Source organism: Gordonia lacunae (assembly GCF_002149015.1).
Taxonomy (GTDB): domain Bacteria; phylum Actinomycetota; class Actinomycetes; order Mycobacteriales; family Mycobacteriaceae; genus Gordonia; species Gordonia lacunae.
Genome location: NZ_NGFO01000044.1, coordinates 21,613 through 30,684, shown reverse-complemented (window position 1 = coordinate 30,684; position 9,072 = coordinate 21,613). Strand labels below are relative to the sequence as shown.

8 protein-coding genes are annotated in these 9,072 nt (G+C 67.1%); 2 read left to right on the top strand and 6 right to left on the bottom strand.

All coding sequences use genetic code 11. The features are described from left to right. The 5 genes from CA982_RS24195 to CA982_RS24175 all read right to left on the bottom strand — a co-directional run. On the bottom strand, window positions 1-1,067 hold a 1,067-nt coding region (locus CA982_RS24195; RefSeq protein WP_086537677.1), incomplete at its 3' end, for a DUF222 domain-containing protein. Window positions 1,068-1,280: 213 nt separating this feature from the next. After that, the gene (locus tag CA982_RS24190) at window positions 1,281-1,718 is read right to left on the bottom strand and encodes a nitroreductase family deazaflavin-dependent oxidoreductase (RefSeq protein WP_086537672.1); all 438 of its coding nucleotides are present in this window, start codon (window positions 1,716-1,718) and stop codon (window positions 1,281-1,283) included. Window positions 1,719-1,961: 243 nt separating this feature from the next. Beyond that, on the bottom strand, window positions 1,962-3,494 hold the full coding sequence (locus tag CA982_RS24185) for an NAD(P)(+) transhydrogenase (Re/Si-specific) subunit beta (RefSeq protein ID WP_086537671.1): 1,533 nt from the start codon (window positions 3,492-3,494) through the stop codon (window positions 1,962-1,964). Further along, entirely contained in the window at window positions 3,491-3,796 is a 306-nt protein-coding gene (locus CA982_RS24180) for an NAD(P) transhydrogenase subunit alpha part 2 (RefSeq protein ID WP_004020381.1), read from the bottom strand. Before CA982_RS24180 ends, CA982_RS24185 begins: the two co-directional genes overlap by 4 nt. Beyond that, complete coding sequence (locus CA982_RS24175; protein WP_086537670.1) at window positions 3,796-4,884, bottom strand: Re/Si-specific NAD(P)(+) transhydrogenase subunit alpha; 1,089 nt, start codon at window positions 4,882-4,884, stop codon at window positions 3,796-3,798. Before CA982_RS24175 ends, CA982_RS24180 begins: the two co-directional genes overlap by 1 nt. A gap of 476 nt (window positions 4,885-5,360) precedes the next feature. Between CA982_RS24175 and CA982_RS24170 the strand changes: the two genes are divergently transcribed. Continuing rightward, window positions 5,361-5,759 carry a VOC family protein gene (locus tag CA982_RS24170; RefSeq protein WP_086537669.1) on the top strand — a complete coding sequence of 133 codons (399 nt, stop codon included), beginning with the start codon at window positions 5,361-5,363 and terminating at the stop codon, window positions 5,757-5,759. A 28-nt stretch (window positions 5,760-5,787) separates the two neighbouring features. Here the strand turns inward: CA982_RS24170 and CA982_RS24165 are convergent, their stop codons facing one another. Further along, complete coding sequence (locus CA982_RS24165; protein WP_208618092.1) at window positions 5,788-7,386, bottom strand: molybdopterin-dependent oxidoreductase; 1,599 nt, start codon at window positions 7,384-7,386, stop codon at window positions 5,788-5,790. A 140-nt stretch (window positions 7,387-7,526) separates the two neighbouring features. On the opposite strand from CA982_RS24165, the gene CA982_RS24160 reads away from it, so the two are divergent. Beyond that, on the top strand, window positions 7,527-8,999 hold the full coding sequence (locus CA982_RS24160; RefSeq protein ID WP_086537668.1) for an FAD-binding protein: 1,473 nt from the start codon (window positions 7,527-7,529) through the stop codon (window positions 8,997-8,999). The last annotated feature ends 73 nt before the right edge of the window (window positions 9,000-9,072 follow it).

Genomic DNA, 9,072 nt, shown 5'->3' with positions numbered 1-9,072 from the left:
GACCAGAACTGCACATGATGGGCATGCAGATGCCGCGTCCGACCACACCCCGGCATCTGACAACACCGATCCCGCACCAACAACGCCCGCACCAACGCCTTGTTCGGCACCCGCTTCCGACGCCCCACACCCACCAACGCCAGCTTCCCCGGCCGCCCGGGCACCCGGCGACTCACCACCTCCCGCCTCGACGCCCCACACCCAGCCTCGGCCACCTCGACCTCCGACAGGGCCGGACCATCATCAAGATGGGCCTGCTCCACGCCCGAACCGGCATGAACAAGGATCTCCGCCCCAGGTGCGAGATCAGGCATCGCGATCCCGTCATGCACCATGTCAGCCATCACCACCACCGCCGGCGCCACATTCGCCGGCACCTGCCGCCACAGATCCCGACGCCGCGACGGAACCACCCCCAGATTCTCTGGTATCGAATCGGGTTCAGTGTTCCGCGGAACACTCTCCACTGTCGGTAGATCCGGATCAGCACCGGTCCGGGTGCGTTCATACTCCGCCCGCACCGACCCAGCCAGAAACCGGGCCCCGTCCAACGGACTCAACCGCAACGACACCGACAACGACCCGTCAGCGTTCCACTTCCACCGACCCGTCGACTCCACCGGCGGCCGGTTTTCCTCCTCGACGCCCCGGTTGCGGTCGATCTGGCCCATCGCCCGCACCGCCCGATCCAACTGACTCGCCGTCGTCGACAACGCCAGATTCACCAACTCGGCCTCCCGCTCGGGGGTGGCCACCCGCGTCAACGCCCGGACCTTCGAATACGACAACCGGCCCTCGCCAAACGCCTTGCGGATCACCGGCAACTCTCGGATCGCCTTGGCGACCCGCACCTGCTCATGCGCGGTTCGCGGCGCAATACCCGCCTTCCACGACAACCAGTGCGCCAAGGAATGAATCCCCGGACCCCGCCACGACTCCCGCCCGTCCAGTTCTGCCACCAGTCCAAGGAAACCCGCTGTCAGCGCCGTGATCTGCGCGGCATACCCCAACACCCGCGCCTCGAGAACCTCATCAGACAACGACGCCGGATCCGCACCATCAAACATCGACGCAACATCCCCACCCGCACGAAAAGCACTGACCCCCAAAGCAACCCCCGAACCAACCGACACGAACACAACCACCATATCGGTCGGCACCGACAAACCCTCCGGCCTCAACCCGAGATCGAGAGTGTTCCGCGGAACCCAGAAACCCCCTCGCGGATCCGGCGGACGCGCACCGGCCGCGGCACGGCGGCCTCGATTCCGGTCGGGAGATCACTGCGGGGAGGCGACGAGCCGGACGAGTGGATACTGGCGCGACGACTTCTTCTGATACTTGGCGTATCGCGGCTGTGCCTCGACCACCGTGTTCCACGCGGCTTCCCGCTCAGCCGCGTGGAGAACGATCGGCGTCACCGCGACCGGGGGCTCCCCGTGCCGCTCGACCGACACGTCGCCGGGTCGGGCGGTCAGGTTGGCGAACCAGTCCGGGTTCCGGTCGCCTCCCCCCGATGCGACGATCAGCCAGTCGTCGCCGTCGGCGAACCAGCTCAGCGGCGTCTCACGCACGAGGCCCGACCGCCGGCCGGTCGTGCGCAGGATGAGCATCTCCATCCCCCACATCGATCCGGACTTCGTCCGGATACGGGTGACGGTGCGCTCGTTGGCCTTTCGCTGATACCAGAGCGACAGGGAACGCAGAGACAGAGACATGGCTTCCTCCGATGAGATCAGGTGATGCGCCGACAGTACGGCGGCGATCGGCGCCTCGGCTTCTCGATTCCTGCTCGATCACGACCTACCTCCGCTCCTCAGGGAGCGGGGTGTGACGCTCGCAAGCTCGCTCCTCAGGGACCGGGGTGAGGCGCTCGCAAGCCCGCTCCGGGAGTAGCGAAAGACGACGAGGCCCCGGCAACCAGAAAGGTTGCCGGGGCCTCGGGGAGAGACGTGAAAACGCTAGAGCGCCTTCAGTTCCTCGATGACGCTGTCGACGCTCTTCTTCGCGTCACCGAAGAGCATGCTGGTGCCGTCGGCGAAGAACAGCGGGTTCTCGATACCGGCGTAACCCGAACTCATCGACCGCTTCAGCACGATGGTGGATCGCGCCTCGTCGACGTTGAGGATCGGCATGCCGTGAATCGGCGAACTCGGATCGTTGCGAGCCGCGGGGTTGGTGACGTCGTTGGCGCCGATGACGATGGCGACGTCGGTGCGGCTGAATTCGCCGTTGATGTCGTCCATCTCCTTCATCGAGTCGTACTCGACGTCGGCCTCGGCCAGCAGCACGTTCATGTGCCCGGGCATGCGGCCGGCGACCGGATGGATCGCGTACTTGACCTCGACACCCTTGGCCTCCAACAGCTTCGCCATCTCCTTGACCGCGTGCTGGGCCTGCGCCACGGCCAGACCGTAACCGGGGACGACGATGACCTGGTTGGCATACGCCATCTGGATCGCGGCGTCGGCGGCCGAGGTCGCCTTGACCGTGCCGCCCTCGGCACCGGGACCCCCGGCAGCAGCGGCATCGCCGCCACCGAACGAGCCGAACACGATCGCGGGGATCGACCGGTTCATCGCCTTGGCCATGAGGTTGGTCAGGATCGAACCCGAGGCACCGACGATCATGCCCGCCACGATCAACGCCGTGTTGTCCAGGGCGATACCTGCGGCCGCAGCCGACAGACCCGTCATCGCGTTGAGCAGCGAGATCACGACCGGCATGTCCGCACCACCGATGGGGAACACCACGAACAGACCCATCACGCCCGCGGCGACCAGGACCCCGACCATCCACCAGATGCTCGCGCCGCCGCCGTTCGAGGCATCGACACCGAGGTAGATCGCCAGTCCCAGAGCGACGATGAGCAACACGATGTTGGCGGCCTGGAACAGCTTGGCGCGTGCCACGAACGTCTTCTCCAGGCCCTTCGGCATGATCTCCTGGAGTTTCGCGAACGCCACCAGCGATCCCCAGAACGAGACCGAGCCGATGATCGCGGCGATCAGCGAACCGATCACCAGCGGCGAAGCCGGTTCGACGTTGTGGAAGGTCGAGAACCCGGAGGTCTCGATGAACTCGGCCCACGCGATGAGCGCGACCGTGCCACCACCGACGCCGTTGAACAGCGCGACCAGCTGCGGCATGGCCGTCATCTTGGTCTTCAGCGCCGGCGGGATACCCAGCGCCACACCGAGAACGAGACCGACGACGATGAGCACCCAGTTGATGGTGGGTACGCCCTCGGTCGAGTGCCCGTCGGAACCGACGGCGCCTTCGTTCCAGACGTAGAGCAGCGTCGCGGCGACGGCCAGACCCATACCCACCGCGGCGATCCAGTTGCCGCGCACCGCGGTCTTGGGCCCGGTCAGACCCATCAGGCCGTAGATGAACAGGGAGAACGAGACGATGTAGAGCGCGGTCACCAGGTAGGCGACGCCCTCGCTCGGGGTATGCGCACCCGCCGCGAGTATGACTTGCGAGCCGTTCACTTGGCCGCCTCCTTCTTACCCTTGAACATGCCCAGCATCCGGTCGGTGACCGCGAAGCCACCGATCACATTGAGCGTGCCGAACACCAGCGCGACGAAGGCGATGATGCGCACACCCCACCCGGCGTCGGCGGGCAGCTTGCCCAGGACCACCAGTGCGCCGAGCACGACGATGCCGTGAATGGCGTTGGTGCCCGACATCAACGGGGTGTGCAGGGTGTTGGGGACCTTGGAGATGACGGCGAAGCCGACGAACCCGGCGAGCACCAGGATCGCGAGATTCGCGAGAAGACCGGCATACATCAGGCAGACACCTCCTCGATTTGGCGGGTGACGCACGCGGCCGCGATGACCTCGTCGTCGAAATCCGGTGTGATCGAACCGTTGTCGTCGAGCATCAGCTCGATCAGCGCCAGCAGGTTCTTCGAGTACAGCTCGCTGGCGTGCTCGGGCATGGTCGCCGGCAGGTTCAGCGGGGCGGCGATGGTGACGTCGTGCTTGACCACGGTCTGCCCCGGCTCGGTCAGCTCGCAGTTTCCGCCGGTCTCACCGGCGAGGTCGACGACCACACTGCCCGGTTTCATCCCTTCGACCGCGGCCGCGGTCACCAGGCGCGGCGCCGGCCGACCCGGCACCAGAGCAGTGGTGATCACGACGTCGAAACCCTTGATGGCGTCTTCGAGAGCCTGCTGCTGCTGCGCGCGCTCGGACTCGGTGAGCTCACGGGCGTACCCGCCTTCACCGGCCGCGTCGATGCCCAGGTCGAGCCACTGGGCGCCGACCGAACGGACCTGCTCGGCGACCTCGGGACGCACGTCGTACCCGGTGGTCCGCGCACCCAGGCGCTTGGCCGTGGCCAGGGCCTGCAGACCCGCCACTCCGACACCCAGCACCAGCACCGTCGCCGGCTTCACCGTGCCCGCGGCAGTGGTCAACATCGGGAAGAACCGTGTCGACACATCCGCCGCCACCACGACCGACTTGTAACCCGCGACGTTCGCCTGCGAACTCAGCGCATCCATCACCTGCGCACGGGAGATACGCGGAATGGCCTCCACCGCATAGGCCTCCACACCCACCTCGCGCAGCGTGCCGATCTGGTTGTCGGCGTTGCGCGGCGCGAGGAAACCGATCAGCTTCTGCCCGCTCCGCAGCTTCGCGATCTCCGAATTCGACGGCGGCGACACCCGCAGAACCACATCGGACCCGTACGGATCACCGATCGTCGCACCGGCTTCGGTGTACGCCTCGTCGGGGATCAGAGCGCCGAGACCGGCCCCCGACTCCACCACGACGGGCACACCCTTGCCCACCAGCGCGGCGACGACCTTCGGGACCAGCGCCACGCGGCGCTCCCCCTCGGCCGTCTCGCGCACGACACCCACTGTCATCTGTCTCACCCTGTCTGAAATCGGCACGGCTCATCGCCGCGCCGCTGGTTCGGCGCCTGCTCTCGGCGCGTCTTGTCAACGAGGTGACCCGCCCCCAGATCGTGCAGCTCCGCCATGTGTCGGCGGAACGGACGACCTGACGCAGGTCACGAGGTGCTCGGATTAAGACAGGTTGGCTGTCACCCGGCTCACATTAAAGGTGCGTTGAACATAACATGCGTTCTCAGCGACAGCTCAGGTGAGTCGGATACCTCACTGAACCCTTGACGCTGCGGTTTTGGTCATTTCTGGACAGTTGTCTGTACAAGTGTCGTCCCCTACCTCGGGGCGTGTGGGCGGCCGCTGCCGGGCACACCACCGAACGCCGCTGGTCACGGGCCGCGCCGAAGGTGCACGAACCTGCGTGATCAGCAGTCTTCGGACCCCACACGGCGCATCATGAGATACGACGTCGAGACCGCCGAGGAGAATCGATCATGGCCACGTTCCCCGCCATCGCCCATGTCGCGATCACCGTCAGCAACCTCGAGAAGAGTGCTGCGTGGTACCAGAGCCTGTTCGGGAGCGCCCCGGTCCTGGACGAAGACGAAGAGGGCGGCACCTTCCACCACACCGTGTTCGAACTCGCCGGTGGGATGCTGTTCGGTCTGCACGCCCACACCGGGAGCAGCGCCGACGGCCGATTCGACGAGCGGACCGTCGGACTCGATCACGTGGGTTTCGCCTGCACGCAGGACGAACTCCGGACCTGGCAGGACCGGCTCGACGCCGCGGGTATCCCACACAGCGGGATCCGGCACGCGCACTACGGGTCCGGCCTGTCGTTCCGCGATCCCGACAACATCGCGCTCGAGTTCTTCGCACCGCCCGCGTGACGCGGTCACATCGTCCCGGCGCGGATCGTCAGACGATGGTGTATGTGCGGTCGTCCAACCCGCTCGCACCGTCCGGTGCCGGGGCCTGATAGCGCTCGATCTGCGGTTTTCCCTGCCGATCGATGGCCCGGCATTCGAGGGTGTGATTGCCCTTCGTCGCCTGCCAGACGAACTTCCACTGCCGCCACGTGTCGATGCTGTATTCCGTGGTCAGCTCGGCCGGTTGCCACGGCCCCTGGTCGACGCGCACCTCGACGCGCTCGACGCCCGTGTGCTGGGCCCATGCGGTGCCGGCCACGACGACCTCCCCGGCCGGATGCTCGGTGCCGTCGGCCGGACGGTCGAACCGCGACGCCATCTTGATCGGGCCGAATTCCGACCAGCCGCGCGTCGACCAGTACGCCTTCGCTTCGGAGAATCGCGTGATCTCCCAGTCGACGACCCATTTCGTTGCCGAGACGTACCCGTACAGGCCCGGGACCACCTGGCGCACGGGATATCCGTGCTCGAGCGGGAGCGGCGAGCCGTTCATCCCGACGGCGAGGAGCGCGTCGCGACCATCGGTGATCGCCGAAATAGGTGTGCCACAGGTCCATCCGTCGACGCTCGTCGACAGCAGCATGTCCGAACCGGGTCGGACGCCGGCGAGGTCGAGGACCTCGCGCATCGGCACGCCCAGCCACTTCGCGTTGCCGACGAGGTCGCCGCCGACCTCGTTCGACACACACGCGAGCGTCACGATCCGTTCGGTCATCGGCATCGCGAGCAGGTCGTCCCAGGACAGCGTCACCTCGCGATCCACGTCGCCGTGGATCCGCAGTCGCCATTCACCGGTGGTGAGGGTCGGGACCTGCAGCGCCGTGTCGATGCGGTAGAAATCGGCGTTGCTGGTCATGAAAGGCGTTGCGCCCGATACCTCGAGCTCCGCACCGGCCGGAACCGGCGGCGCCTGATCGGCCGCACGCGGCAGCAGCACCCGGGCGCGGTCGGCGACGACGCCCGCGGTGTCGGCGAGCACCCGTCGGGCCACGACCCCGACAACGACCGCGGCGGCTGCGATGCCGCCGGCGGTGAGCACGAAGCGGCGCGTGAAGTCGGACCGCGCAGCCGGTTTCGGCTCGTCCTCGGCCGACCCCCCGTCCGTCTCGTCGGGGTTCGCCGGGGCGGGACCCAACTGGGAGATCAGGATCCGGAGCACGACGACGCCGACCACGCCCGCGACGATCGACGGCAGCGCGTTCGTCCAGGTCGCATCCGGGCGGTTCGACGCGGCGAGCACGCCGAGCAACCCGAAGGCCGCGATGACCACCGAGCCGAGCGGGGGGCGTCGTCGTTCCAGGTAGCCGCACACTGCGGCGAGCACCGCGATGAGGATGCCCATGCCGATGAACAGCGCCAGCTTGTCGGCGACCCCGAACGTCTCGATGGCCCACTTGCGGACCGCCTCGGGCGAATGGTCGACGACCGACGAACCCACCGCGAAGTACGGGGACGCGTCGGGTGACACCGGGACGGCGGCCAACTCTCCCGCCGCCAGAGCCGCGCCGACCGCGACCACGCCCGCCAGCGCGGGAGCCGGCGAAGAGGCACGGCGCGAGGAGGTACGGCGCACGGTGGTGGAGGTCATATTTCTTGATAGCGGAGGAACCTGTGAAAACGCCGTGGGGCACCCGTTCCGAGACCTGCCGGTGACCCGGCCCATCCACCGAGCCATCAATCGTTACCAAGACTAGAACAGGTTCTAGTTTGTCGGCTAATCTGAGCGGCATGGCTACCAGCACCGAGATCCCGGAGACCGTCGCACTCGATTCGGTCAGCGAGTTCTCCGACGAGGTCGACGTCGTCGTGATCGGATTCGGCATCGCCGGCGGATGTGCCGCCGCCGAGGCCGCCGCGGAGGGGGCGCGCGTACTCCTGCTCGAACGCGCCGCGGCACCCGGCGGGACCACCTCGCTGTCCGGCGGGTTCTTCTACCTCGGCGGCGGTACCGCGGTCCAGAAGGCCACCGGCCAGGACGACTCCGTCGAGGAGATGGAGAAGTACCTCACCGCGGTCTCGATCGATCCCGAGGTCGACAAGATCCACGCCTACTGCGCCGACAGCGTCGACCACTTCAACTGGCTCGAGGGCCTGGGGTTCACCTTCGAGCGCAGCTTCTATCCCGAGAAGGCCGTCATCCAACCCGGCACCGAGGGATTGATGTTCACCGGCAACGAGAAGGTGTGGCCGTTCAAGGACCAGGCCGTGCCGGCGCCCCGGGGGCACAAGGTGCCGGTGCCCGGGGAGACCGGCGGCGCGAAGCTGGTCATCGACCTGCTCGTCACCCGGCTCGACGAGCTGGGCGCCGAGGTCCGGTATGAAACGGGCGCCCGTCAGCTGGTCGTCGACGGAGACGGTGCAGTCGTCGGCGTGACGTGGAAGACGCCCGATGCAGAGGGCGTCATCCGCGCGGACTCGGTGATCATCGCCGCCGGCGGGTTCGTGATGAATCCCGACATGGTCGCCGAACACACCCCGCATCTCGCCGAGAAGCCGTTCGTGCTCGGCAACACCTACGACGACGGCCTCGGCCTGCGCATGGGCCGATCCGTCGGCGCCGCACTGAAATACATGGACAAGGCGTTCATCACCGCGCCGATCTACCCGCCCGCGAGCATGGTCATGGGCGTCATCGTGAACAAGTTCGGCGAGCGATTCGTCACCGAGGACTCCTACCACGCGAGGACCTCGGGATTCGTTCTCGAGCAGCCGGATTCGGTTGCCTACCTCATCGTCAACGAGTCGCACATGAACGAGAAGCAGAACTACCTGGTCCCGTTGATCGACGGCTGGGAGACCATCGAGGAGATGGAACGTGACCTCGGCATCCCCGAGGGCAAGTTGCAGGCCACCATGGCCCGCTACAACGAGAACGCAGCCAAGAAAGAGGATCCCGACTTCCACAAGGCCGCCGAGTTCCTCGAGCCTCAGGACACCGGACCGTGGGCGGCCTACGACCTGTCACTCGGCAAGGCGATGTACGCCGGTTTCACGATGGGTGGCATGGCGACCTCGATCGACGGCGAGGTGCTCGACGAATCGGGCACGGTGATCACCGGCCTGTACGCCGCCGGCGCCAGTGCCACGAACATCGCCCAGGACTGCAAAGGATATTGCAGCGGAACGCAATTGGGCGAGGGTTCCTACTTCGGCCGGCGCGCCGGGCGGCACGCCGCAGCACGGGTGACCACCAGCGCCTGACGGTCGGACACCCCGGCCGACAACCGCCCTCCCGCGGGCCACAGACGCCGGAGGGTCGCCGGCGCCGCCGGCG

Coding starts and splice junctions, on each gene's coding strand:
- CA982_RS24190 (WP_086537672.1), bottom strand. CDS start 1,718: ATGTCTCTGTCTCTGCGTTCCCTGTCGCTCTGGTATCAGCGAAAGGCC.
- CA982_RS24180 (WP_004020381.1), bottom strand. CDS start 3,796: ATGTATGCCGGTCTTCTCGCGAATCTCGCGATCCTGGTGCTCGCCGGG.
- CA982_RS24175 (WP_086537670.1), bottom strand. CDS start 4,884: ATGACAGTGGGTGTCGTGCGCGAGACGGCCGAGGGGGAGCGCCGCGTG.
- CA982_RS24170 (WP_086537669.1), top strand. CDS start 5,361: ATGGCCACGTTCCCCGCCATCGCCCATGTCGCGATCACCGTCAGCAAC.
- CA982_RS24165 (WP_208618092.1), bottom strand. CDS start 7,386: ATGACCTCCACCACCGTGCGCCGTACCTCCTCGCGCCGTGCCTCTTCG.
- CA982_RS24160 (WP_086537668.1), top strand. CDS start 7,527: ATGGCTACCAGCACCGAGATCCCGGAGACCGTCGCACTCGATTCGGTC.